The sequence below is a fragment of the Pseudomonas azerbaijanorientalis genome (assembly GCF_019139795.1).
Taxonomy (GTDB): domain Bacteria; phylum Pseudomonadota; class Gammaproteobacteria; order Pseudomonadales; family Pseudomonadaceae; genus Aquipseudomonas; species Aquipseudomonas laurylsulfatiphila.
In genome coordinates, this window is record NZ_CP077078.1 from 5,352,276 (window position 1) to 5,377,329 (window position 25,054).

Here is a 25,054-nt window from a genome sequence, read left to right on the forward strand (position 1 = left end):
AGTGATAGAGAGTCAACGGTAAACAGTCAGTGCCAAAGCGCCGAACAGACAGGTAAACAGACTCAGGCGCAGCAACGCCGGGTGCCAGAAAAAACGGTACAGGTCGAACCCGGACAGGAACCGGTCCAGCGCCCAGGCCAGGGCCGCCGCGATGAAAAACATCAGGGTCATGGTCGGCATGTACACGCCGTGGAAGGCGATTTCACGAGGCATGTTCTAGTCCTTGTGGCTTGGCGCTGGCACTGGCATTCATGTAGCCGGCGAGCGGTGATTGCGGATCGAGCAGCGAGGTGCGGATGAAGTGCAGGTAGCTCTTCACCCGGCGCAACGCCGAGGTATCGAAGTGCGGGGCGAAGGGCTCGTCGGTGGACTGCACACGGCTGATCGCGTGATCGACGGCGATCAGCGCGCGTTCGAGGTTGCTGCTGTTCGGTTGCAGGAACAGCCGCACCAGTGCACGCCCCATCACCCGGATTGCCTGGCGCCATGGCTGGGATTCGGCATAGGCCGGATGCACCGGCAGAGTCGCCTGCTCCTTGCGTAATTCGATGATCGCGTGGCCGACTTCCAGCACCACGAACATCCAGCGCAGCAAGTCCCGCTGCACCTGCGGTTGGCCCGCCGCGAAGCCGTAGGCCTGATGCACCAGGTCGCGGGTGCGGCTTTCGAAACTCGACGCCAGGCCCTTGAGCTTGCCGCTGATGGCATACACCACCTGACCACGCAGGTCCTGCTCCAGGCGACGCCACAACCAGCGGCTGTTGGGCGGTAGAATGATCGCTCCGGCCGCTGCGCACACCAGCATGCCCAGCACCATGGCGATGTAGTCGTTGATGAAGCTGTAGGGGTTGTAGACCGTCAGGTTGTCCGGCACTGAACCTGTGCTGAAGAAGATCAGCAAGCCCAGGCCGACGCCCACGTATTGCGGCCGCGAGGTCAGGAACGAGCCGAGTACGATCACCGGTGCGAGCATCACGCACAGCAATGGAAATCCGTCGATCCACGGGAAAATGAAAAACATCTCGACGAAGCCGATCAGCGCCCCGAGCAATGTCCCGCACGCCATCTGAAAGGCCATGCGTTTGGGGTTCGGGGTGGCGGCGGACAGGCCCACGGTCGCGGCGGCAATCAGGGTCATGGTCGCACCGCTCGGCCAGGCGGTTGCCACCCAGTAGCTGCCCAACACCACCAGAATGAACGCCGCGCGTATCCCCGATGCTGCCGCTGCCAGCCAGTTGGTTTGCGGGGTGAACGGCTCGTCCCAGCGCTCCCGTTCGTGACTGTGATCGGCCAGCGACGCGTGGGTCTGTGCATAACTGTGCAAGTCGTCGACAAAGCGATAGAGCAGTTCGTAGGCGGTGTGGAAATCCAGTTGCCCGGCCTCGCTCGGATTGCTCTGCTGGAACGTCGCCCGCAGACAGCGCACCCGCGCCGGCAAACCTTCCTTGTAGGCGGTAAGCACCGCGACCAGACGCGCTGCATCGGCGCTGGTCAGGGCTCGGCCGCTGAAGCCGTCGAGCAGCTCGGCGAGATCCTGCAAGCCGGGTTTGATCGCCTCCACCACCTGGTCTGCCGCGCTGCTGCGCAGGCGTTCGAGTAACTGGTGCAAGGCGTTGAAGCGCGTGGTGATGCCCATGAATTCGCTGTTCAGGCGACTGAGCCGGCCATTGCGCCGGCGCATGTGCGGGTCTTCGAAAACAGTGACGCTGCGCAAGCCTTCAAGACCCACGGCTTCGGCGATGAAACGCACGTTGCCGGCCTCGAACGCCTCGCGCTGACTGCGACCGCGCAAGCCGTCGGTGACGAACAGGGCGAACACGCCGAAGCGCTGGTACAAGGCATTGCGCATCGCCGCGCTGGCCGATTGCGGCAGGATCGCCGCACTGACCAGGGTCGAACAGAGAATGCCCAACGAGATCTCCAGCACCCGCCAGACCGCCACCATGAACGCGCCATCCGGATGGGCCAGCGCAGGTAGACCGACCATCGCGGCGGTGTATCCGGCGAGGACAAATCCATAGGCGCGAAAGTTGCGGCAGCGCGCGGCACCGGCCGTGCAGATACCGACCCAGATCGCCAACGAACCGAGGAACAGCTCAGTGTTCTGCGCAAACAGGGCGATCAGCGCGACCATCACTGCCGACCCGGCCAGGGTGCCGAGAAAACGATAGAAACTCTTGGCGAACACCTGGCCGCTTTGCGGCTGCATGACGATGAACACGGTGATCATCGCCGTGCGTGGTTGCGGCAGCTCCAGCCGCATGGCCAGCCAAAGCGTCAGGAATGCCGCGAACAGCACCTTGAAGATGTAGACCCAGGTCACGCCGTCGCTGCGTGCCCAGTCGAAGAAACCCCGGCGCCATTCAAGGGAGTACAGCCAGCGCAAGGGTGTGGGCAAGGGAGTCATCTAATCCTGCTCAATAAATTCCAGTGAAAACCGGAACCTGTGGGAGCGAGCCTGCTCGCGAAGAGGGAGTGTCAGGCAGCATAAATGTCGTCTGAAACTCCGCCTTCGCGAGCAGGCCCGCTCCCACAGGTTTTGTGTTCAACGCAAAAGGCTCGGGGTTTTCGGCGCCTGGGTCTGGCTGTCGTTCGGCACGTCGTTGCCGGCACCCAAACCACCGCCCAACGCCGTCACCAATTGCGCATGGGCGCTCAAACGCGCCGCCTGGACCTGCTGCTGCACTTGCTGCTGCTTGAACAGCAAGGTCTGGGCGTTGAGCACATTGAGGTAATCGGTCAGGCCACGCTGATAAGCGATCATCGCGATGTCGTAGGTCTTCTGCGCGGTGGCCACCGACTCGGCGGCGAACGCCTGCTGCTTGTCCATGGACTCGCGGCGGATCAACTGGTCGGAGATGTTTTTCAGGGCATTGACCAGGGTCTGGTTGTACTTGGCCACGGCGATGTCATACCCGGCCGAGGCTTCGCCCAACTCGGCACGCAAACGCCCGCCATCGAAAATCGGCAACGAAATCGCCGGACCCACGCTGTAGTTGAGCTTCTTGCCGGTCAGGAACTCCAGGGCCCCGCCGCCAGTGGCCATATAGCCGAGGCTGCCGACCAGATCGACGTTGGGATAAAACCCGGCATGGGCGACATCGATGCCCCGCGCCTGCGCCGCCACTTGCCAGCGGCTGGCGACCACGTCCGGGCGCTGGCCGAGCAATTGCGCCGGCAGCGACGACGGCAATTTCAGTGGCGCTCCCAGCGAAAGCGTTGGCCGCTGCAGCTGCGCGCCCTCACCCGGCCCCTTGCCGGCGAGGGCGGCGAGCTGGTTGCGGCTCAGGGCGATTTCTTCGTCGAGGGCATCGAGCTGGCGATGGGTTTCCGGCAGCGGCGTCTCGGCCTGGCTGACTTCGAAATGGGTGCCGATGCCGCCCTTCAAACGCTTCTGCGCCAGCTCAAGGATCTGCTGTTGCTGCTTCAAGGTTGCATCAACGATGTCCCGTTGCGCGTAATGCAGCGAGAGTTCGATGTAGACGCGCACGATGTTGTCCTGCAATTCCAGCTGGGCCTGTCGCGCTTCGGCGACGCTCATGTGCGCCATGTCCACGGCGCGCTCGGAGGCATTGCTTTCACGGCCCCAGAGGTCGAGGGCATAACTGAAACCCAGCGCCGCGTTGTTGTCCCAGGTGGTGCTGTTGGCCAGCTCGCCGGGGCCATAGAACGGGTCGGTAGGCCAGTTGTGACGCTTGAGGGTCGAGTCCCCATTGATCTGCAGCGACTCGGCCGCTTGCGCCACGCCAGCCATGGACCTGGCCTGACGCACCCGGGCGGCAGCCATCGCCAGGCTCGGGCTGCCTTGCAGGGCGAGGTCGATCCAGCGATTCAGTTGCGGGTCGCCATAGACTTGCCACCATTGCGCGGTGGGCCAATTCGCATCTTGCGCGGCGCTCTGGATTGCTTGGTCGGTGACCAGCGAATTGGCCTCCAGCGCCTTGCCCTGCGGGGCAATACCTCCGGTTCCGATGCAGCCGCTGATTGCCAGGGTTAAAGCCAAAACACTGAGCGGCTGAAGCGCTCTGCTGATGCGACGCGGCACTGCTGCGATTTCCTGAAAATAGGGGGAGGCACGAAATTTTCTGAAAACCGGAGATCCGCTTTTGTGGGAGCGGGCTTGCTCGCGAAAGCGGTCTGTCAGTCAACATCTCTGTTGAATGTGATGCCCTCTTCGCGAGCAAGCCCGCTCCCACAGGTTGTGCGGTGGGTCGAGCCCCGGTTGCCCAGTTGCGCAATTCTATGGGGAGGCCTGAATGGCGATAAGCTGGGATTCCTGTGAATCTTTGTTACCGTTAACGAGATAATCCGTAAGTCGATCTTTAGTCGCCTGTAAATAAACAGAAACTTCGTGTCACAATTTGTCATTCGACGAGAGAGCACCCCATGGACACTTTGCAAAACATGCGCGCCTTCAGTTACGTGGCCGAAGCCGGCAGCTTCACCGCCGCCGCCGTGCAACTGGACACCACCACGGCCAACGTCTCGCGCGCGGTCTCCAACCTGGAAGCCCACCTGCAAACCCGCCTGCTCAACCGAACGACCCGCCGCATCGCCCTGACCGAAGCCGGCAAGCGTTACCTGTTGCGTTGCGAGCAGATCCTGGCCTACGTCGAAGAAGCCGAAGCCGAGGCCAGCGACGCCCACGCACGCCCGGCCGGGCAACTGAAAGTGCACACCATGACCGGCATCGGCCAGCACTTCGTGATCGACGCCATCGCCCGCTACCGCAAGACCCACCCGGACGTGACCTTCGACCTGACCATGGCCAACCGCGTGCCGGACCTGCTCGACGAGGGTTACGACGTGTCCATCGTCCTCGCCCGCGAACTGCCGGATTCGGGTTTCGTCTCCCAACGCCTGGGCATCACCTACAGCATCGTTTGCGCCTCGCCGGCCTACGTCAAAGCCAACGGCTGCGCACAAAAACCCAGCGACCTGCTCAACCACGCCTGCCTGCGCCTGGTCAGCCCGGTGATCCCGCTGGAAAAATGGGCCTTCGACGGTCCTGACGGCCAGGAAATGGTCACCATCAACAGCTCACCGTTTCTGGTGAACTCCGCCGATGCGATGAAATCCGCGATCATCAGCGGCATGGGCGTTGGCGTCCTGCCGCTGTACGCCGCGATAGAAGGCCTGCGCAACGGCACGCTGGTGAGGGTGATGCCCAAATACCGCTCGCAGGAGCTGAACCTGTATGCGATCTACCCTTCGCGTCAGTACCTGGATGCGAAGATCAAGACCTGGGTCGAGTATTTGCGCGGATCGTTGCCGGAGTTGCTGGCGGCGCATCAGGCGGAACTGGCGGCGTATGAATTGAGTGGGAGTCTGGGCGGGGTTCGGGTGGCGAACTGAAAATCTCTCAGTTCACAGATTGATCTTTGTGGGAGCGAGCTTGCTCGCGATAGCGTTCTCACCTTCAACATCACTGTGAGCAGATACACCGCTTTCGCGAGCAGGCTCGCTCCCACAGGAATCGAGTACATCTGCAAGAGATTGGTCGGCTGTCAGGCCGCCTTCGCGGGCAAGCCCGCTCCCACAGGTACTGTGTACACCGAACCAGACAATCAGGCCGGCCCGGTAGGTCGCCTCGGGCGCTTTTGCGGTACACGCCCCCTCACGCCCTGAGCCTGTCCGTCAACCTGTGACGACCTCCATCGGCGCTTCTACCAACGTTGACCTCCATCGCGAGCAAGCTCGCTCCTACAGGCTCTTCCAAGTAACCCGCCGAAAGGGCGGAACCATAAGCCGCCATTACCAAAGAAACGGATATGTACTCGGTCAACCAAGAACATGGTCGGCTGAAAGGCCGCCAAGACACACAAACTGACAGCGCCGTCAGTTAGCAGTCACCCTCCTGACCAGCAAACAGGTTTATAAAGGAAACTACCTTACTCACCTACCGACCACCCAGCCCCGGCGCCTCACTCGCATGCGAATCCAGAAAAAACCCGCCCTGCTTGTCGCCCTTCTGATCGTCTTGGCAGCGCTGGGCCTGTGGTATGCCACCAAACCGGTCAAGACCAAACTCGCCACCCCCACCGCCATCCCGGTGCGCGTGGTCGCCGTCGCCGAAAAAGACGTGCCACGCTATGTCAGCGGCATCGGGTCGGTGCTGTCCCTGCACAGCGTCGTGGTCCGTCCGCAAATCGACGGCATCCTCACCAAAATCATGGTCAAGGAAGGCCAACTGGTGAAAAAAGACGACCTGCTGGCCACCATCGACGACCGCTCGATCCGCGCCAGCCTCGACCAGGCCCGGGCACAGCTGGGCGAAAGCCAGGCGCAGCTGCAAGTGGCGCTGGTCAACCTTAAACGCTACAAACTGCTGAGCGTTGACGACGGCGTTTCCAAGCAGACCTACGACCAGCAACAGGCGCTGGTGAACCAACTCAAAGCCACCGCCCAAGGCAATCAGGCTTCAATCGACGCAGCTCAGGTACAACTTTCCTACACACAGATTCGCTCCCCAGTGACCGGTCGCGTCGGCATTCGCACCGTGGATGAAGGCAACTTCCTGCGCATGACCGACACCCAAGGCCTGTTCACCGTGACCCAGATCGACCCGATCGCCGTGGAGTTCTCCCTGCCGCAGCAAATGCTGCCGACCTTGCAGGGCCTGATCAACGACCCGCAGCACGCTCGGGTCAAGGCCTACATCGGAGCTGACACCGACGGCGAAACCGGCAACCTGCTCGGCGAAGGTCACCTGACCCTGATCGACAACCAGATCAATGCCAACACTGGCACCATTCGCGCCAAGGCCGAGTTCGACAATCCGGGGCAGAAGCTGTGGCCGGGTCTGCTGGTGACGGTAAAGATTCAGACAGCCCTGGATAAAGATGCGCTGGTGGTGCCGCCGACGGTCGTACAACGCGGCCTCGACCAGCACTTCGTGTACCGGGTCAATGGCGACAAGGTCGAAGCCGTACAGGTGCAAATGGTCTATCAAGGCAGCGGCCAGGACATCATCAAGGGCGTGAAACCGGGTGATGTACTGGTCAGCGATGGTCAGTCGCGGCTCAAACCGGGGTCGACGGTGCAGGTGATGACCGAGCCGGCGCAAGTGGTGCAATCGGAGGCGGCACAATGAAGGGCCACGGTTCGGTATCCGCCTGGTGCATCGACCACCCGGTGGCCACGGTCCTGCTGACGTTCGCCCTGGTGCTGCTGGGCGTCATCGCCTTTCCGCGCCTGCCGGTAGCGCCGTTGCCGGAGGCAGAATTCCCGACCATCCAGGTGGCCGCGCAGTTGCCCGGCGCCAGCCCGGAAACCATGGCCTCCTCGGTGGCCACCCCCCTTGAAGTGCAATTCAGTGCCATTCCCGGCGTGACCCAGATGACCTCGAGCAGTGCACTGGGCTCGACCATCCTGACCCTGCAATTCACCCTCGACAAGAGCATCGACACCGCCGCCCAGGAAGTGCAGGCGGCGATCAATACGGCCGCGGGCAAGCTGCCCAAGGACATGCCGAACCTGCCGACCTGGCGCAAGGTCAACCCGGCCGACAGCCCGGTGCTGATCCTCAGCGTCAACTCCTCGCTGATGCCCGGTCCGGAGCTCAGCGACCTGACGGAAACCCTGTTGTCCCGTCAACTCAGTCAGGTCGACGGTGTAGGCCAGGTCGCCATCACCGGTCAGCAGCGTCCGGCGATCCGCGTCCAGGTTTCGGCGGACAAACTCGCCGCCATCGGCCTGACCCTTGCCGACATCCGCCTGGCGATCCAGCAGACCAGCCTCAACCTGGCCAAGGGTGCGCTGTACGGGGAGTCGAGCATCTCGACCCTGTCCACCAACGACCAGTTGTTCCACCCGGAGGACTACAGCCAGCTGATTGTTTCCTACAAGGACGGCGCGCCGGTTCATCTGCGCGATGTCGCCAAAGTCGTCAACGGATCGGAAGATGCCTACGTCCAGGCTTGGGCGGGCTCACAACCGGGGGTGAACCTGGTGATCTTCCGCCAACCAGGCGCCAACATCGTCGAAACCGTGGACCGCATCCAGGCCGTCTTGCCGGCGCTGGAAGCGATGCTCCCCGCCTCGGTGCAGGTCAAGGTGCTAATCGACCGGACCCAGACCATTCGCGCGTCCTTGCATGAAGTCGAAATCACCCTGCTGATCGCGATCATGCTGGTGGTGGCGGTGATGGCGCTGTTCCTGCGCCAGTTGTCGGCGACCCTGATTGTGTCGGCGGTGCTGGGGGTTTCGCTGGTCGCCAGTTTTGCGCTGATGTACGTCATGGGCTTCAGCCTGAACAACCTGACGCTGGTGGCGATCGTGGTGGCCGTGGGCTTTGTGGTCGATGATGCGATCGTGGTGGTGGAAAACATTCACCGGCACCTGGAGGCCGGCGACGGTATGCGCGAAGCGGCGATCAAGGGCGCGGGCGAGATTGGTTTCACCGTGGTGTCGATCAGCTTTTCGCTGGTGGCGGCGTTCATTCCGTTGCTGTTCATGGGGGGCGTGGTCGGGCGACTGTTCAAGGAGTTCGCCCTGACCGCCACCTCGACCATCTTGATTTCGGTGGTGGTGTCGCTGACCCTGGCGCCAACCCTGGCCGCGCTGTTCATGCGCGCGCCAGTGCATCATGCCCACGACAAACCGGGCTTTGGTGAGCGTCTGTTGGCCTGGTACGAAAAAGGCCTGCGCCGCGCCCTCGCCCATCAGAAAACGATGATCGGCGTGTTCGCTTTGTCGCTGGGTCTGGCCGTCGCCGGTTACATCTTCATTCCTAAAGGCTTCTTCCCGATCCAGGACACCGGCTTCGTCCTCGGCACCACCGAAGCCGCCGCTGACATTTCCTACGGCGACATGGTGAAAAAACACCTCGCCATGGCGGAAATCGTCGCCGCCGACCCTGCCGTGCAAACGTTCTCGCACTCGGTCGGTGTCTCCGGCAGCAACCAGACCATCGCCAACGGCCGTTTCTGGATCACCCTGAAAAAACGCAGCGACCGCGATGTCTCGGCCAGTCAGTTCATCGACCGGATTCGTCCGCAACTGATGAAAGTACCGGGCATCGTCCTGTACCTGCGCGCCGGCCAGGACATCAACCTCAGTTCAGGCCCGAGCCGTGCCCAGTATCAGTATGTGCTCAAGAGCAACGATGGCCCGACCCTGAGCACCTGGACCCAGCGCCTGACGGAAAAACTGCGCGCCAACCCGGCCTTCCGCGATGTTTCCAACGATTTGCAACTGGGCGGCAGCATCACCCACATCAGCATCGACCGCAGCGCCGCGGCGCGTTTCGGCCTGACCGCCAGCGACGTCGACGAAGCCCTGTACGATGCCTTCGGCCAGCGACAGATCAATGAATTCCAGACCCAGGTCAACCAGTACAATGTGATCCTGGAGCTGGACACACAGCAACGCGGCAAAGCCGAAAGCCTCAACTATTTCTACCTGCGCTCCCCCCTGAGCGGGGAAATGGTACCGCTGTCGGCCCTGGCCAGGTTCGATGCGCCCACTATCGGCCCACTGTCCATCGCCCATGACGGCATGTTCCCGGCCGCCAACCTGTCGTTCAACCTGGCGCCCGGCGTGGCGTTGGGCGATGCGGTGATCATGCTCGACCAGGCCAAGGCCGACATCGGCATGCCAACCGCCATCAGCGGTAATTTCCAGGGCGCGGCCCAGGCGTTCCAGAGTTCACTGGCCAGCCAGCCGTGGCTGATCCTGGCGGCGCTGTTGGCGGTGTACATCATTCTCGGCGTGCTCTACGAGAGCTTCGTGCATCCGCTGACGATCATTTCGACCTTGCCTTCTGCGGGCCTCGGCGCAGTGATCATGCTGTGGATCTGCGGCCAGGACTTTTCGATCATGGCCTTGATCGGCCTGGTGCTGTTGATCGGTATCGTCAAGAAAAACGGCATCCTGATGATCGACTTCGCCCTCGAAGCGCAGCGTAATGGCGGACTGTCGCCTGAAGAAGCGATCTTCAAGGCCTGCATCACGCGGTTCCGGCCGATCATCATGACCACCCTCGCCGCGCTGCTTGGCGCCCTGCCGCTGATGCTTGGCTACGGCACTGGCGCCGAGTTGCGCCAACCCCTGGGGATCGCGGTAGTCGGCGGCTTGCTGGTGAGCCAGGCGCTGACGCTGTTCACCACGCCGGTCATATACTTGTGGCTGGAGCGGTTATTTCATAGGCCCAAACCTTTGCCAGTACCGGCGCTGGCGACCACAGACTGAGGCGGGGTCATGCGCGTCCTGATTATCGAAGACGAAGAAAAAACCGCGGACTATCTGCACCGCGGCCTGACGGAACAGGGTTACACCGTGGACCTGGCGCGGGATGGGGTCGAAGGCCTGCATCTGGCGCTGGAGAGCGACTACGCGGTGATCGTCCTCGACGTGATGTTGCCGGGCCTCGACGGCTTCGGCGTGTTGCGCGCCTTGCGTGCGCGCAAGCAGACCCCGGTGATCATGCTCACCGCCCGCGAACGTGTGGAAGATCGCATCAGGGGCCTGCGTGACGGCGCCGATGATTACCTGGGCAAACCGTTTTCCTTCCTTGAGCTGGTGGCACGCCTGCAAGCGCTGACCCGGCGCAGCGGCGGTCATGAACCGGTGCAAGTGAGCATTGCCGACCTGTGGATAGATTTGATCAGCCGCAAGGCTACTCGCGGCGGCGCAAGGCTGGACCTGACCGCCAAGGAGTTCTCGCTGCTCAGCGTGCTTGCCCGGCGCCAGGGGGAAATCCTCTCGAAAACCGCCATTGCCGAGATGGTCTGGGACATCAATTTCGACAGCGACGCCAACGTCGTCGAAGTCGCGATCAAACGCCTGCGGGCCAAGCTTGACGGACCCTTCGAAGAGAAACTGCTGCACACCATTCGCGGCATGGGTTATGTGCTGGAGAGCCGTGGTGTCCAGTAACAGCATCGCCTTGCGCCTGAGCGGGATGTTCACGCTGGTGGCGCTGCTGGTGTTCCTGTTGATCGGCTGGGCCTTGTACCAGCAGGTCGACAAAGGCCTGGGCCTGTTGCCCGAAGCCGAGCTGGATGCGCGCTACAGTGTGCTCGAATCCACGGTCGGCCGTTACGGCACGCCTGAGCATTGGGTGAAGATCAACAACAAGCTCAACCTGCTGAGCGAAGAAGACAAGCGCATCAGCTTCTGGATCATCAGCGGCGATCCACATTACGAATACGGCAACCTGACCCCGCAGGTCCGCGCCTTTGCCCAAGGTCCACTGGGCATGCGCGACATGCATCTGCCGGATAACCCCTATCCGCTGAAAGTGCTGGTCAGCGAATTCCCGGCCAAGGACCAGCGCCCACCGCTGCGCTTCATGATCGCCATCGACACTGAAACGTTTTTCCATACCCAGCATCACCTGCTGGTCGCGTTGATCAGCCTGGCGATCGTCGGCGTGCTGCTGGCCTCGGCACTGGGTTACTGGGTGGCGCGAATCGGCCTCAAGCCGCTGATCAAACTGTCCCAGGAAGCCCGGCGCCTGGCTCCGCCGTTGCGCTCGGGGCGCTTGCGATTGTCACCGTTGCCGCCGGAACTCGATCAGTTCGTCAGCTCGTTCAACTCGACCCTGGAACGGGTCGAGCAGGCCTACTCACGCCTTGAATCGTTCAATGCCGACGTCGCCCACGAACTGCGCTCGCCACTGACCAACCTGATCGGCCAGACCCAGGTTGCATTGACCCGCGGACGCTCCGCCGAGCATTACTTCGAAGTGCTGCAATCGAATCTCGAAGAGCTTGAGCGGCTGCGTTCGATCATCAACGACATGCTGTTCCTGGCCAGTGCCGATCAGGGCAACAAGGCAACCAGACTGACGTCCACGTCGCTGGCCGATGAAGTGGCCACGACCCTGGAATATCTGGACTTCATTCTCGAGGACGCTCAGGTCCAGGTAGAGGTCAGTGGTGACGCGCAAGTGAGCATCGAGATCGCCCATCTGCGCCGGGCGTTGATCAATCTGCTGAACAACGCGGTGCAGCACACTGCGCCCGGCCAGGTGATTGAAGTGCACATTGAAGCCGCAGAACATCAGGTCAGCATCGGCGTCGCCAACCCCGGCTCACCGATTGCCCACGAACACCTGCCACGGCTGTTCGAACGCTTCTACCGGGTCGATGCATCGCGCAGCAACAGCGGCCACAACCATGGCCTTGGGCTGGCCATCGTCAAGGCGATTGCGTTGATGCATGGCGGCGATGTGTTCGTGCGCAGTGACCATGGGATGAATACCTTCGGCATTCATCTTCCTGTCTGACCCCCTCGCTCCCACATTGGTTCCGGGTTGAACACAAGTGTGCAACCAACCAACTGTTGCCATAACAGCAACAGTCCTTTCATGAATCCGCTCTTTTTCCCCTCGCTCAAGATCCTTATCTTTGCCCGCACCAAACAGCACTTGCCAAGCAAGAAGGTTTTAAAGATGTCCAACAGTATGGGTATTGCCAGCGCTTTCGTTTTGTCCTCTTTGTTCCTGTCGCCACTGGCGATGGCGGAAGAATCGCAGACTTTCGTCGCACATAACGCCGCACGCGCTGCAGCGCTCGAAGAGCATCAGATCGAGATGACGGCCAAGGCTGCGCAAGACGCCCAAGCCCCGCAAGCCTCGACCAATCAGGCCCGGCCACAGGTCGAGAAGGACAGCTGATCTGCACCGTTCACTCCCGCTTCCCACGACACTGTTCATCGGCTCTTCCCTTTGAAAAGTTGTCTGCAAAGCCGCTGCTTTCAGCGGCTTTTTTTATAATGGCGATTCAACTTTCATTGCAATTTTCGCAACGACAAGCGCTGATGCCCACACCATTGACCAGTCGTTAGAGCAACAGGCACGATTCACCCGGCTGCTACGTTAATGCAACTACGCTTACAACGTCCCTTTAGCAGACGTCAGCCCTATGACCGCAAGCCGCACCCCACATTTTCTAGGCCCATCCGGGCGACCCGAGATCATGGTGATCTTCGGCAGCACCCTGACGGTCATCTCGATCCTGTGCATCGTCACTTTTCTGCTGATCCGCGAACACGCCTACGCCCAACAGATCGCCACACGCAGCGCGACCACCATTGCGCAACTGATCGATGCCGATGTCCTGCGTACGGTCGAGCTCTATGATCTGACCTTGCAGGGCCTGATCGCCGCTGCCCAACGGGACGACCTGAAACAGGTTTCGCCGCAGATTCGTCATCTGGCGCTGTTCGACCGCTCCACCACCGCGCGCTACAAGGGCGACATCCTGCTGCTGGACAAGCACGGCGACGTACTGGCCGACTCATCGTTGATCGAACCGAAACCGGGTAACTTCGCTCACCGCGATTATTTCCTGGCCCATGTCTTCAATCGTGATACAGGCATGTTTATCAGCCGACCGTTCAAGCCGCGCTGCGACTGCGATGACAGCGACCAATGGCGCATCAGTTTCAGCCGGCGCATTTCCTCGCCCACGGGTGAGTTTCTGGGGGTTGCGGTAGCCTCGATGCGCATGAGCTACTTCGATCAGTTGTTCAACAGCCTCGACATCGGCACCGGCAGCACGCTGGGCATCATCAACAATGACGGGATCCTCCTGGCGCAGAAGCCGTACCGGGAACCGAACTCCATCGGCAAAAGCTTCTCCAGCCGCCCCAACGTCGTACGCATGCTGCAGGAGCGCAATGGCACCTTTGAAAGTGTGTCGAGCGTCGACCATCAACGGCGCTTGTACACCTTTACCCGGGTCGGCAACCTGCCGCTGACTGTCATCGTGGCGCTTTCTGTGGATGAGGTGTTCGCCACCTGGAACCGTACGGCCTATGTGATCAGCGGTGCTACCGGGGTTTTGTGCATCGGTTTGCTGTGGTTGACCTGGCTGCTCTGCCGCGAGTTGCGCCTGCGCCAGAGTGCCGAGCAGGAATTGGCGCAACTGGCGGCCACCGATGCCTTGACCGGCGTGGCCAACCGCCGATCCCTTGATCAGACCCTGCGCCATGAATGGTTTCGCGCGCAGCGCAGTGGCAAGCCGTTGTCCTTGCTGATGATCGATGCCGATCACTTCAAGGCCTTCAATGACCGGCACGGGCATCAGGCCGGCGACGAAGCGTTACGGGCATTGGCCGAGGTCATCAGTGCCAATGTTCACCGCCCCACAGACCTGGTGGCGCGCTACGGGGGCGAAGAGTTTTCGGTGGTCCTGGCCGAAACAAGCGGTGACGGTGCACGGCAGATTGCCGAACATATTCGTGAGGCTGTACAAAAACTGCCACTGGTCGACGCCGGTGAGCGACCGATGAGTGTGAGTATCGGTATTGCCACCTGGACAGCGGCCAGCGATATCACCCTGGAACAGTTGCTATTCAATGCGGACAAGGCGCTGTATCAGGCCAAGGAGAGGGGGCGTAACCGGGTGGTGTATGCCAGCTGAATTTTATGCTGAACCGACTGGCCTCTTCGCGAGCAAGCCCGCTCCCACAGTTGATTGCGCCCCCCTGTGGGAGCGGGCTTGCTCCGGGCGGCGTTCCGACGAAGGGGCCTTCACTGCCACCATCAAAATCAGGACATAAAAAAAGGCCACCCGAAGGTAGCCTTTAAAAAACTAGAGAGGTTTTTTGCTTACACGGCCGCAACCGGGCGCATGTAAGAGATCGGTGCAGTGCTGGCGTCTTCGAACGTCACGACTTCCCAGGCATCTGTCTGCTCAATCAACTTGCGCAGCAGCTGGTTGTTCAGTGCGTGGCCGGACTTGAAGCCCTTGAACTCACCAATCAGGCTATTGCCCAGCAGGTAGAGGTCACCAATTGCATCGAGAATCTTGTGCTTCACGAATTCGTCTTCATAGCGAAGGCCGTCTTCGTTCAGTACGCCATCGGCGTCGACCACAATAGCGTTTTCAACACTGCCGCCGAGTGCGAGGTTGTGCTTGCGCAGGTACTCGATGTCACTCATGAAACCAAAGGTACGGGCGCGGCTGACTTCTTTTACGAACGAAGTGCTGGAAAAATCCACGCTTGCACTTTGGGTGCGGTCACGGAAAACCGGGTGATCGAAATCGATCTCGAAGCTCACTTTGAACCCTTCGAAAGGGACGAAAGTAGCGCGCTTGTCGCCATCTTCCACTGTCACTTCACGCAGGATGCGGATGAACTTCTTGGCGGCGTCCTGTTCTTCCAGGCCAGCCGATTGAATCAGGAATACGAAAGGTCCGGCGCTACCATCCATGATCGGGACTTCGGACGCGGAGAGCTCGACGTAGGCGTTATCGATGCCCAGGCCTGCCATGGCCGAGAGCAAGTGCTCTACCGTGTCCACTTTGACGTCACCGTTAACGAGCGTGGTCGACATAGTGGTTTCACCAACGTTTTCCGCGCGGGCAGGAATCTGCACCACGGGATCGAGGTCGGCGCGACAAAACACAATGCCAGTGTCGACAGGCGCTGGCTTGAGGGTCAGATAGACCTTCTCCCCGGAGTGCAGGCCGACACCTGTGGCACGGATAATATTCTTCAGGGTGCGTTGTTTAATCATGGCATGGGCCGCTTCAGCGCAAATTGCGAACTGGTATCAACAAAGGCTGGCGATGATAGCAGACCACGCCTTTGCTGAACACCAATCACCTTCATAGCCCTGATACATTTCATCAATCGGCCTGACGACGCAGGAAAGCCGGGATGTCCAGGTAGTCCAGGTCATCTTGCGGATTCATCTTCGCGGCAGTCGCAGCACCGGCCTGGGCCTGGTTGCGCATGACGGTCGGACGGTCCAGGTCACGGTAGTTCACCGCTGGAGCTTCCTGACGAACAGGGGCCTGTTGTTGTGGCTGTGCAGCCATCGAAGTGTGAACGGTATTGTCGATGACCTTCACAGGCTTCTCGATTTTAGCGCCCAGACCGGTTGCAACGACAGTCACGTGCAGCTCGTCGCGCATGTCCGGATCGATAACGGTACCGACCTTGACCATCGCGTGTTCCGAAGCGAATGCCTCGATGATGCTGCCCACGTCGGAGTATTCGCCCAGGGACAGATCCGGACCGGCGGTAATGTTTACCAGGATGCCGCGAGCGCCTTGCAGGTTCACGTCTTCCAGCAGCGGGTTGCGAATGGCCGCTTCGGTGGCCTCGCGTGCACGGTTCGGACCGCTGGCGCAGCCAGTGCCCATCATCGCCATGCCCATTTCGCTCATCACGGTACGCACGTCGGCGAAGTCGACGTTGATCATGCCCGGACGCTTGATGATGTCGGAGATACCGCGAACGGCTCCGGCCAGTACATCGTCAGCCTTGGCGAAAGCCGACAGCAGGCTGGCGTCTTTACCGAGGATGGTCAGCAGCTTCTCGTTGGGAATGGTGATCAACGAGTCGACGCTTTCGGAGAGCATGCGGATGCCTTCGTCGGCGATCTGCATACGCTTGCGGCCTTCGAACGGGAACGGACGGGTCACCACCGCAACGGTGAGGATGCCCATTTCCTTGGCCACTTCGGCGATGATCGGCGCAGCACCGGTACCGGTACCGCCGCCCATGCCAGTGGTGATGAACACCATGTTGGTGCCCTGCAGGACTTCGGCAATGCGCTCACGGTCTTCCAGAGCAGCTTGACGGCCGACTTCAGGGTTGGCGCCAGCGCCCAGGCCCTTGGTCACGCCGGTGCCCAGTTGCAGGATGGTACGCGCGCCGATGTTTTTCAGCGCTTGAGCATCGGTGTTGGCGCAGATGAACTCGACGCCTTCGATGTTGCTCTTGACCATGTGGTTGACAGCGTTGCCGCCGCCACCGCCGACACCGATAACTTTGATTACCGGGCTTGCGGGGATGTTGTCTACGAGTTCGAACATTTTCCCTCTCCTTTACATTCTCTAGTTTTTTCGCCTACTGCGTGCTTCGGTGTAACGGTGTTGCGGTAAATCTTCAGAAATTGCCCTGGACCCACTTCTTCAGGCGGTCCAGCAGCGGAGCCTGTGGCTCTTCGTTGCTGTAGCTGTCGCGGCTGCCGATGCCCGAGAACGAGATGCCGTCGGACTGCTTCTGCAGGCCGTACATCAACAGGCCGACGCCGGTGGAATAGATCGGGTTGCGTACTACGTCATCCAGACCTTTCACGCCATGCGGTACGCCCAGGCGCACCGGCATGTGGAAGATTTCCTCGGCCAGTTCAGTGGCACCTTCCATCTTCGCGGTACCGCCGGTCAGCACGATGCCGGCCGGGATCAGATCTTCGTAGCCGCTGCGGCGCAGTTCGGCCTGGATCAGCGTGAACAGTTCGTCGTAGCGCGGCTCGACCACTTCGGCCAGGGCCTGGCGGGACAGTTCGCGTGGCGGACGGTCGCCAACACTTGGCACCTTGATGGTTTCACCGGCACCGGCCAGTTTGGCCAGGGCGCAGGCGTAGCGAATCTTGATTTCTTCGGCGTACTGGGTCGGAGTGCGCAACGCCATGGCGATGTCGTTGGTCACCTGGTCACCGGCAATCGGGATGACCGCGGTGTGACGGATCGCACCTTCGGTGAAGATCGCGATGTCGGTGGTACCGCCACCGATGTCCACCAGGCACACGCCCAGCTCTTTCTCGTCGTCGGTCAGCACCGAGTAGGCGGAAGCCAGCTGCTCGAGAATGATGTCGTCGATTTCCAGGCCGCAGCGACGCACGCATTTTTCGATGTTCTGCGCGGCATTGACGGCGCAGGTGACCACGTGGACCTTGGCTTCCAGACGCACGCCGGACATGCCCAGCGGCTCGCGGACGCCTTCCTGGTTATCGATCACGTAGTCTTGCGGCAAGGTGTGCAGCACGCGCTGGTCAGCCGGGATCGCCACGGCCTGGGCAGCGTCGAGCACGCGTTCGAGGTCGGCAGAACTGACTTCGCGATCACGAATCGCCACGATGCCGTGGGAGTTCAGGCTGCGGATGTGATTGCCGGCCACGCCGACGAATGCCGAGTGAATGCGGCAACCGGCCATCAACTGCGCTTCTTCGATGGCGCGCTGGATCGATTGCACGGTGGATTCGATATTCACCACCACGCCTTTTTTCAGGCCACGGGACGGATGGGTACCGATCCCGACGATTTCCAGCGTGCCGTCGTCCGCGACCTCGCCTACCAGCGCCACCACCTTGGAGGTGCCGATATCGAGACCGACGATCATTTTGCCGCTTTGCACGTTTGCCATGGGTCCTGCCTCTTCTTAATTCTTCGCGACAGCGGGTTGGGCTGCCGTGGGCGCTACAGGTTCCCGCCAGCCAACGGCGAGGCCGTTGGCGTAGCGCAGATCGATGCGCGCAATGTTCGTAATCTGTTCTTTGAGCGTCTTGTCATAGATGGCGATGAAGCGGCGCATCTTTTCCACCTGGTTGCCGCGTCCGAGCAGCAGTTCGATCCCCGGGCCGGCACTGCCGGGTCCGGTGGTCAGGAACCAGCTGCCGCGTTCACGCAACTCCAGGCGTGCAATCGAGAAGCCCAGAGGCCGGAGCATCTGACTCAACACCTGGTACTGCTGCATCACCTGCTGCTGGGCCCGCTGCGGGCCGAACAGCTGAGGCAAGTGTTCGTAGTTCGCCAGCTCGCGCGGGGTGAAGGCCTGGCCCTGGTTGTTCAAAAGCGATTCGTCCCCCCAACGGGCCACCGGCAGTTGTTCTTCCAGGCGGATCACCACTTGATCCGGCCACACCCGACGCACTTCGGCGTGGGCAATCCATGGCATCGTTTCAAGCTCGGTGCGCATGCTCGCCAGGTCGATGGTGAAGAAGCTCGACGCCACGTACGGGGCGATCCGCTGCTGCACCGCTTGCTGGCTGATGTAACTCAGGTCGCCCTGCACGTTGATCCTGGAGATCGGCCGGTCGGCATACGGCAACAAGCGTGTCGCGCCTTCGTAAGTACCGAACCCCAAGGCCACCAGCAGCACCGGCCAGAACAACGCTTTGAGAAAACCGAAGTTGGCTTTCGGCAGGCGCGCGGACATCGGCTCTTTGGCCACCATTCGGCTGGCACCCCGTGGCACCGGCTTGCGGCCGGGTGCGGGAGGCTGATGTCTGAGCTGAGCGCCTTGCATGGCCTTAACCTCTCGTCGACTCTTGGTAACCGGCAGCATTGCCGGCAACGCTCTCGGCCAGAATCGCCAGAACCAGTTGCTGGAAATCCAGACCGGCAGCACGGGCCGCCATCGGCACCAGGCTGTGATCGGTCATGCCCGGTGCGGTGTTGACTTCCAGGAACCAGAACTGCCCTTCGGCGTCCTGCATCACGTCTGCCCTGCCCCAACCGGCGATACCCAGCGCTTCACAGGCTTTCGCCGTGAGTTCCATGAGTTCCTGTTCCTTGACGCGGTCCAGACCACATGGAATGCGGTACTGGGTATCGTTGGCGATGTACTTGGCGTCGTAGTCGTAGAAGCTGTGCGTCGTGCCCAGGGCAATCGGAGGCAACACCTGGTCACGCAGAGTGGCGATGGTGAACTCCGGACCGTGAATCCATTGCTCGACCAACACTTGCGAATCGTAGGTACTGGCCGCTTTCCATGCGTCGATCAATTCGGACGCGGAACTCACTTTGGCCATACCGATACTTGAACCTTCATGGGCCGGTTTGACGATCAAAGGGAAGCCCAGTTCCGTCGCTGCCGAAATACAATCGGCCTCGCTGCAAAGTACTGCGTGACGTGGCGTCGGAATGCCCAGGCTGTGCCAGACCTGCTTGGTGCGCAGCTTGTCCATCGCCAGGGCCGACGCCAGGATGCCGCTGCCGGTGTACGGAATGCCCAGGCATTCGAGCAGGCCTTGCATGCTGCCGTCTTCACCGCCACGACCGTGGAGGATGATGAAGGCGCGGTCGATCTTTTCGCTCTGCAGACGCTGCAGCAGGTCATCACCCACGTCGAGGCCGAACGCGTCGACACCGGCGCTTAGCAGCGCGTCGAGAACCGCGTTGCCCGACTTCAGGGACACCTCGCGTTCGGCACTCTTGCCGCCGAACAGCACGGCGACACGGCCGAAGTCTTTCGGCGCGATCGTGGAGACCAGGTTGGCGTAGGCAGCAGTCATTTCAACTTCCCCTTCTCCGGTGCGGCAACGGCGCCGGCGAACAACTCGCTTTTCAACAGTTTCGGTGCGAGACCACCGATATCACCGGCGCCCTGGCACAGCAGGATGTCGCCGGCACGCAGCAGCGGCTTGACCACTGGCGCGAGGTCGACACCACGCTCGATGTAGATCGGATCGAGCTGGCCACGCTGACGGATGCTGTTGCACAGTTTGCGGCTGTCGGCACCCGGAATCGGCTCTTCGCCGGCCGGATAGACCTCCATCAGCAGCAGTACGTTGGCGTCGGCCAGCACATTGACGAAATCGTCGTACAGGTCGCGGGTGCGGCTGTAACGGTGTGGCTGGTAGACCATCACCAGGCGGCGCTCCGGCCAGCCACCGCGTACGGCCTTGATCACGGCCGCGACTTCGGTCGGGTGGTGACCGTAGTCATCGACCAGCATCACGTTGCCACCGTCAACCGGCAGTTCGCCATAGACCTGGAAGCGTCGGCCAACCCCCTGGAAGCCGGACAGGCCCTGGACGATGGCTTCATCGCTGACGCCTTCGTCGGTGGCGATGCAGATGGTTGCCAGTGCGTTCAATACGTTGTGGTTGCCCGGCATGTTCACCGACACATCCAGCGGCTCGCGGTCAGGGCGCAGCACAGTGAAGAAAGTCTGCATGCCCTGCTGGCGCACGTTGATGGCGCGCACGTCGCAGTCTTCGCCGAAGCCGTAGGTCACAGTCGGACGCTTGACCTGCGGGAGGATTTCACGCACCACCAGATCGTCCAGACACACCACCGCCAGGCCGTAGAACGGCAGGTTGTGCAGGAACTCGACGAAGGTTTTCTTCAGCTTGTTGAAGTCACCGTCGTAGGTCGCCATGTGATCGGCGTCGATGTTGGTGACCACGGCCACCAGCGGCTGCAAGTGCAGGAAGCTGGCGTCGCTTTCGTCGGCTTCGGCGATCAGGTAGCGGCTGGTGCCAAGCTGGGCATTGGTGCCCGCGGCATTCAGGCGGCCACCGATGACGAACGTCGGGTCCAGGCCACCGGCGGCGAACACCGAGGCGATCAGGCTGGTGGTGGTGGTTTTGCCGTGGGTACCGGCAACGGCGATGCCGTGGCGGTAGCGCATCAGCTCAGCCAGCATTTCTGCACGCGGCACCACCGGAATACGGCGCTCCAGTGCGGTTGCGACTTCCGGGTTGGACGTGTTCACGGCACTCGACACCACCAGCACGTCGGCGGCAGCGGCGTTCTCGGCACGGTGGCCGATGAAGATCTGCGCCCCGAAGGACTCCAGACGCTCAGTCACCGGCGAAGCCTTCAGGTCGGAGCCGGACACTGCATAACCCAGGTTCAGCAGCACTTCGGCGATCCCGCACATGCCCACACCGCCGATACCGACGAAGTGGATGCGACGAATACGGCGCATTTCCGGTTGTGGCATGGCTTTCTGACTCTCAACCATGGGCCACCTCCAGGCAGCTATCGACGACGTTACGGGTGGCATCGGGTTTGGCGAGGCGGCGTGCCGCGGTAGCCATTTCGTTGAGTCGTTGTGGTTGCATCAGGACCTCTGTCAGGCGAGCGGCAAGATCCGCTGCACCAGTCGTTCTTTGTGGCATCAGGAAAGCTGCGCCTTCACGGGCCAAATATTCGGCGTTGCGGGTCTGGTGATCATCGATGGCGTGGGGCAAAGGCACCAGCATCGAGGGCAGACCGGCGGCGGCCAGTTCACTGATGGTCAGCGCGCCTGCGCGACAGACCACCAGGTCGGCCCAGCTGTAGGCTTGGGCCATGTCTTTGATGAAGGGCTGCACCTGCGCCTCGACGCCAGCCGCGCGATAGCGCTCTGCAGTCACTTCATCGTGGTTTTTGCCGGCCTGATGGAACACTTCCGGACGCAAGTCGACAGCGACTTGCGACAGGGCTTCAGGCAGCAACTTGTTCAACGGCTCTGCGCCAAGGCTTCCGCCCAGGATCAGCAAACGCGCCTTGCGACCGGCCAGGGCAGGTCGCAATGTCTCGAGGAACAGCTCGGTGCGCACCGGGTTACCGGTGGTCCGGCGGCTGTCCGACAGGGTAAAGGTGTCGGGGAACGCTTCACAGACTCGGGCGGCCAACGGCACCAGCAACCGATTGGCGGTACCGGCCACGGCGTTCTGTTCATGAACGATCACCGGCACGCCGGCCAGTTTGGCTGCGACACCGCCAGGGCCGGTCACAAAGCCACCAAAGCCCACGACGCAGACCGGTTGCAGACGGCGAATGATCGCCCGTGCCTGCCAGACCGACTTGAACAACATGAACGGTGCCTTGAGCAGGGACAATTTGCCCTTGCCGCGCAGACCGCTGGCGTTGATCCGGTGCAGTTCGATGCCGGCTGCCGGCACCAGATCGTTCTCGATGCCACGCGGGGTTCCGAGCCAGTGCACGGTATAGCCGCGCGCCTGGAATTCGCGGGCACAGGCCAGCGCCGGGAACACGTGGCCCCCGGTGCCGCCGGCCATGATCATCACGTTAGCGCCCATGGTGCGGCTCCTCGGCGAAGTCGCTCTCATGGAACTCCATCTCCTCGCTGCCCAGGTGGGTTCGACTTTCCCACTCGATGCGCAGCAACAAGCCGAGACAGGCACAGCAGATCACCAACGAACTGCCGCCGTAACTGAGGAACGGCAGGGTCAGCCCCTTGGTCGGCAACAGGCCGACGTTCACGCCGATGTTGATCAGGAACTGGCCGATCCACAGGAACGACAGACCGTAGGCAACATAGGCGGCGAAGAACTGCTTGGCCTTCTCGGCCCACAGTCCGATGTACATGCCACGAATACACACGAAGACGAACAGTGCCACGGTGCACAACGAACCCACCGCGCCCAGCTCTTCGGCCAGGACCGAGAACACGAAGTCAGTGTGGGCCTCAGGCAGGTAGAACTGTTTCTGCACGCTGTTGCCCAAGCCGACACCGAACCATTCGCCGCGACCGAAAGCGATCAATGCCTGGGACAACTGATAACCGGCACCGAACTGGTCGGCCCACGGATCGGCGAAGTTGGTCAGGCGCGCCATCCGATACGGCTGCATTTGAATCAAAAGCACCACCGCGCCGACGGCCAGGACTACCATCAGGGAAAAACGGAACAGCCCGACGCCGCCAAGGAACAGCATCGCCGCCGCGGCCCCCATCATCACGACGGTGGCACCGAAGTCCGGCTCCATCAGCAGCAGGCCCGCCATCGGCAGCAGCACGATAAACGGCTTGAAGAAACCCATCCAGCTTTCCCGCACTTCCTTCTGGCGACGCACCAGATAACCGGCGAGGTAGATCACCACGAACACCTTGGCGATCTCGGAAGGCTGGACGTTGAAGAAACTGAAGCCGATCCAGCGCATCGAGCCATTAACCTCACGGCCGATCCCCGGAATGATCACCATGATCAGCAAGCCGAACGCACCCAGCAGCATCAGCCAGCCCAGGCGTTGCCAGGTGGCGATCGGGATCATCATGGTAACGATGCAAGCACCCAGGCCCAGCACCGCGTAAATAAGGTGGCGGATCATGTAATACAGCGCGCTGCCCGACTGCACGGCCGCCACTTCGGTCGATGCCGAGGCAATCATGATCAGTCCCAGGCCGAGCAGCGTCAGGCAACCGGCGAGCATCGGGAAGTCGAGGTCGATACCGCGCCCGGTGATGAGCGGCGATGGATAGGGCTTGATGATGCCTTTGAGGCTCATGCCAGATCCTCCACGGCTTGGACGAACTGGTGGCCACGGTCTTCGTAGTTCTTGAACATGTCGAAGCTGGCGCAGGCTGGCGACAGCAGCACTACGTCGCCCGGCTGGGCGGCGGCGCGGCATCGTTCGACGGCTTCGACCAGGGAAGCGGCGCGGATCAGCGGAACGGCGTCGCCAATGGCCTCGCCGATCTTGTCGGAGTCGCGGCCCATCAGCACCACGGCGCGGCAGTTGGCCGCCACCGGATCGCGCAGGTCCTTGAACTCGGCACCCTTGCCGTCACCGCCGGCGATCAGCACGACTTTGCCGTCGATGTCCGCGCCCAGGCCTTCGATGGCGGCCAGCGCGGCGCCTACGTTGGTGGCCTTGGAGTCGTTGTAGTAACCCACGCCATCAAGGTCGCGGACCCATTGGCAGCGGTGCTCGAGACCGGCAAAGGTGCGCAGGCTCGACAGCATGGCATCGAACGGCAGACCGACCGCATGGCCAAGGGCCAGGGCCGCCAGGGCGTTGGACTGGTTGTGGGCACCGCGAATCTTCAATTCGCGCACCGGCATCAGGTTCTGGAATTCGAAGGCCAGGTATTTCTCGCCGTCTTCTTCACGGATGCCGAAGGCTTTGAAATCCGGTTTGCTCAGGCCGAAGGTCCAGCACGGCTGGCCCTCGCCCATCAACGGACGGCTCAGGGCATCCTGGCGATTGACCACGAACTGTCTGGCACCACGGAAGATCCGGTGTTTGGCCAGGTGATAGGCCGGCAGACCGCTGTAACGGTCCATGTGGTCTTCGCTGACGTTGAGCACGGTCGCCACTTCGGCGTTGAGTTGATCGGTGGTTTCCAGCTGGAAACTCGACAACTCCATCACGTACAGCTCGACGTCATCGCGCAGCAGATCCAGCGCCGGGGTACCGAGGTTGCCGCCGACGGCCACACGCTTGCCCGCCGCCGCCGCCATTTCGCCGACCAGGGTGGTGACGGTGCTTTTCGCGTTGGAACCGCTGATGGCCACGATCGGCGCCTTCGCGTTACGCGCGAACAGCTCGATGTCACCGGACAATTTCACGCCACGTGCGGCGGCAGCCTGCAGGGCCGGGGTCGCCAGCGCCAGGCCGGGGCTCACGTAGAGCTCATCGGCGCGGCACAGGAATTCGACGTCCAGCTCGCCACAACGCACTTCCACGTGCGGATAGTCACGCTTGAGCGTGGCCAGTTCCGGTGGATTTTCCCGCGTATCGGCCACGGCAAACGCCACGCCCCGGTTCGCCAGGAAGCGAACCAGGGACATGCCGCTCTTGCCGAGGCCGACAACGATGCGGAAGTGGTCAGAAGCGATCAGAGACACGAG

At 61.6% G+C, this 25,054-nt stretch carries 19 protein-coding genes; 7 read left to right on the top strand and 12 right to left on the bottom strand.

Annotation, left to right across the window (positions count from 1 at the left end; translation table 11 throughout):
* Nucleotides 1-12: 12 nt before the first annotated feature.
* The 3 genes from KSS91_RS23935 to KSS91_RS23945 all read right to left on the bottom strand — a co-directional run bounded on the left by KSS91_RS23935 (nt 13) and on the right by KSS91_RS23945 (nt 4,045).
* The gene (locus KSS91_RS23935) at nt 13-213 is read right to left on the bottom strand and encodes a DUF1656 domain-containing protein (protein WP_007896379.1); all 201 of its coding nucleotides are present in this window, start codon (nt 211-213) and stop codon (nt 13-15) included.
* Nucleotides 203-2,407, bottom strand: coding sequence for an FUSC family protein (locus KSS91_RS23940; protein WP_217836318.1), 2,205 nt, complete (start codon nt 2,405-2,407; stop codon nt 203-205). The genes KSS91_RS23935 and KSS91_RS23940 overlap by 11 nt, the downstream gene beginning before the upstream one ends.
* Before the next feature lie 138 nt (nt 2,408-2,545).
* Nucleotides 2,546-4,045 (bottom strand): efflux transporter outer membrane subunit, encoded by a 1,500-nt coding sequence (locus KSS91_RS23945; RefSeq protein ID WP_217836319.1) that lies wholly within the window; start codon nt 4,043-4,045, stop codon nt 2,546-2,548.
* Between the two features lie 341 nt (nt 4,046-4,386).
* Here KSS91_RS23945 and KSS91_RS23950 point away from each other — a divergent pair, with 341 nt between their 5' ends.
* The 7 genes from KSS91_RS23950 to KSS91_RS23980 all read left to right on the top strand — a co-directional run bounded on the left by KSS91_RS23950 (nt 4,387) and on the right by KSS91_RS23980 (nt 14,372).
* The gene (locus KSS91_RS23950; RefSeq protein WP_007972623.1) at nt 4,387-5,355 is read left to right on the top strand and encodes a LysR family transcriptional regulator; all 969 of its coding nucleotides are present in this window, start codon (nt 4,387-4,389) and stop codon (nt 5,353-5,355) included.
* A 577-nt stretch (nt 5,356-5,932) separates the two neighbouring features.
* Complete coding sequence (locus tag KSS91_RS23955; protein WP_126047468.1) at nt 5,933-7,093, top strand: efflux RND transporter periplasmic adaptor subunit; 1,161 nt, start codon at nt 5,933-5,935, stop codon at nt 7,091-7,093.
* Nucleotides 7,090-10,191: a multidrug efflux RND transporter permease subunit gene (locus KSS91_RS23960; RefSeq protein WP_217836320.1), complete on the top strand. Its 3,102-nt coding sequence runs from the start codon at nt 7,090-7,092 to the stop codon at nt 10,189-10,191. Before KSS91_RS23955 ends, KSS91_RS23960 begins: the two co-directional genes overlap by 4 nt.
* A gap of 9 nt (nt 10,192-10,200) precedes the next feature.
* Nucleotides 10,201-10,878: a heavy metal response regulator transcription factor gene (locus KSS91_RS23965; protein WP_102698516.1), complete on the top strand. Its 678-nt coding sequence runs from the start codon at nt 10,201-10,203 to the stop codon at nt 10,876-10,878.
* A complete protein-coding gene (locus KSS91_RS23970) occupies nt 10,868-12,232 on the top strand; it encodes a heavy metal sensor histidine kinase (RefSeq protein WP_217836321.1) in 1,365 nt (454 codons plus the stop codon). Before KSS91_RS23965 ends, KSS91_RS23970 begins: the two co-directional genes overlap by 11 nt.
* Nucleotides 12,233-12,397: 165 nt before the next feature.
* Nucleotides 12,398-12,622, top strand: coding sequence for a hypothetical protein (locus tag KSS91_RS23975; protein ID WP_217838470.1), 225 nt, complete (start codon nt 12,398-12,400; stop codon nt 12,620-12,622).
* A 247-nt stretch (nt 12,623-12,869) separates the two neighbouring features.
* Nucleotides 12,870-14,372 (top strand): sensor domain-containing diguanylate cyclase, encoded by a 1,503-nt coding sequence (locus KSS91_RS23980; RefSeq protein ID WP_217836322.1) that lies wholly within the window; start codon nt 12,870-12,872, stop codon nt 14,370-14,372.
* Between the two features lie 188 nt (nt 14,373-14,560).
* Here the strand turns inward: KSS91_RS23980 and lpxC are convergent, their stop codons facing one another.
* From lpxC to murD, 9 genes are all read right to left on the bottom strand, one after another.
* The gene (gene lpxC, locus KSS91_RS23985) at nt 14,561-15,472 is read right to left on the bottom strand and encodes a UDP-3-O-acyl-N-acetylglucosamine deacetylase (RefSeq protein WP_007939852.1); all 912 of its coding nucleotides are present in this window, start codon (nt 15,470-15,472) and stop codon (nt 14,561-14,563) included.
* 112 nt (nt 15,473-15,584) lie between these two features.
* On the bottom strand, nt 15,585-16,778 hold the full coding sequence (ftsZ, locus tag KSS91_RS23990) for a cell division protein FtsZ (protein ID WP_007972612.1): 1,194 nt from the start codon (nt 16,776-16,778) through the stop codon (nt 15,585-15,587).
* Nucleotides 16,779-16,851: 73 nt separating this feature from the next.
* Nucleotides 16,852-18,111, bottom strand: coding sequence for a cell division protein FtsA (gene ftsA / locus KSS91_RS23995; RefSeq protein WP_007972611.1), 1,260 nt, complete (start codon nt 18,109-18,111; stop codon nt 16,852-16,854).
* Nucleotides 18,112-18,126: 15 nt separating this feature from the next.
* Complete coding sequence (locus KSS91_RS24000; protein WP_015096761.1) at nt 18,127-18,993, bottom strand: cell division protein FtsQ/DivIB; 867 nt, start codon at nt 18,991-18,993, stop codon at nt 18,127-18,129.
* 4 nt (nt 18,994-18,997) lie between these two features.
* Nucleotides 18,998-19,981 (bottom strand): D-alanine--D-alanine ligase, encoded by a 984-nt coding sequence (locus KSS91_RS24005; RefSeq protein WP_217836323.1) that lies wholly within the window; start codon nt 19,979-19,981, stop codon nt 18,998-19,000.
* Complete coding sequence (murC, locus tag KSS91_RS24010; RefSeq protein ID WP_217836324.1) at nt 19,978-21,438, bottom strand: UDP-N-acetylmuramate--L-alanine ligase; 1,461 nt, start codon at nt 21,436-21,438, stop codon at nt 19,978-19,980. Before murC ends, KSS91_RS24005 begins: the two co-directional genes overlap by 4 nt.
* Nucleotides 21,431-22,501 carry an undecaprenyldiphospho-muramoylpentapeptide beta-N-acetylglucosaminyltransferase gene (gene murG / locus KSS91_RS24015; protein ID WP_126047474.1) on the bottom strand — a complete coding sequence of 357 codons (1,071 nt, stop codon included), beginning with the start codon at nt 22,499-22,501 and terminating at the stop codon, nt 21,431-21,433. Before murG ends, murC begins: the two co-directional genes overlap by 8 nt.
* Nucleotides 22,491-23,708: a putative lipid II flippase FtsW gene (gene ftsW, locus KSS91_RS24020; RefSeq protein ID WP_015096764.1), complete on the bottom strand. Its 1,218-nt coding sequence runs from the start codon at nt 23,706-23,708 to the stop codon at nt 22,491-22,493. Before ftsW ends, murG begins: the two co-directional genes overlap by 11 nt.
* Nucleotides 23,705-25,051 (bottom strand): UDP-N-acetylmuramoyl-L-alanine--D-glutamate ligase, encoded by a 1,347-nt coding sequence (gene murD, locus KSS91_RS24025; RefSeq protein WP_015096765.1) that lies wholly within the window; start codon nt 25,049-25,051, stop codon nt 23,705-23,707. The genes ftsW and murD overlap by 4 nt, the downstream gene beginning before the upstream one ends.
* Between the last annotated feature and the right edge of the window lie 3 nt (nt 25,052-25,054).

Excerpts from the sequence above, each read along its gene's own strand:
- KSS91_RS23935 (WP_007896379.1), bottom strand. The coding sequence starts at position 213 with ATGCCTCGTGAAATCGCCTTCCACGGCGTGTACATGCCGACCATGACC.
- KSS91_RS23940 (WP_217836318.1), bottom strand. The coding sequence starts at position 2,407 with ATGACTCCCTTGCCCACACCCTTGCGCTGGCTGTACTCCCTTGAATGG.
- KSS91_RS23950 (WP_007972623.1), top strand. The coding sequence starts at position 4,387 with ATGGACACTTTGCAAAACATGCGCGCCTTCAGTTACGTGGCCGAAGCC.
- KSS91_RS23955 (WP_126047468.1), top strand. The coding sequence starts at position 5,933 with ATGCGAATCCAGAAAAAACCCGCCCTGCTTGTCGCCCTTCTGATCGTC.
- KSS91_RS23960 (WP_217836320.1), top strand. The coding sequence starts at position 7,090 with ATGAAGGGCCACGGTTCGGTATCCGCCTGGTGCATCGACCACCCGGTG.
- KSS91_RS23965 (WP_102698516.1), top strand. The coding sequence starts at position 10,201 with ATGCGCGTCCTGATTATCGAAGACGAAGAAAAAACCGCGGACTATCTG.
- KSS91_RS23975 (WP_217838470.1), top strand. The coding sequence starts at position 12,398 with ATGTCCAACAGTATGGGTATTGCCAGCGCTTTCGTTTTGTCCTCTTTG.
- KSS91_RS23980 (WP_217836322.1), top strand. The coding sequence starts at position 12,870 with ATGACCGCAAGCCGCACCCCACATTTTCTAGGCCCATCCGGGCGACCC.
- lpxC (WP_007939852.1), bottom strand. The coding sequence starts at position 15,472 with ATGATTAAACAACGCACCCTGAAGAATATTATCCGTGCCACAGGTGTC.
- ftsZ (WP_007972612.1), bottom strand. The coding sequence starts at position 16,778 with ATGTTCGAACTCGTAGACAACATCCCCGCAAGCCCGGTAATCAAAGTT.
- ftsA (WP_007972611.1), bottom strand. The coding sequence starts at position 18,111 with ATGGCAAACGTGCAAAGCGGCAAAATGATCGTCGGTCTCGATATCGGC.
- KSS91_RS24000 (WP_015096761.1), bottom strand. The coding sequence starts at position 18,993 with ATGCAAGGCGCTCAGCTCAGACATCAGCCTCCCGCACCCGGCCGCAAG.
- KSS91_RS24005 (WP_217836323.1), bottom strand. The coding sequence starts at position 19,981 with ATGACTGCTGCCTACGCCAACCTGGTCTCCACGATCGCGCCGAAAGAC.
- murC (WP_217836324.1), bottom strand. The coding sequence starts at position 21,438 with ATGGTTGAGAGTCAGAAAGCCATGCCACAACCGGAAATGCGCCGTATT.
- murG (WP_126047474.1), bottom strand. The coding sequence starts at position 22,501 with ATGGGCGCTAACGTGATGATCATGGCCGGCGGCACCGGGGGCCACGTG.
- ftsW (WP_015096764.1), bottom strand. The coding sequence starts at position 23,708 with ATGAGCCTCAAAGGCATCATCAAGCCCTATCCATCGCCGCTCATCACC.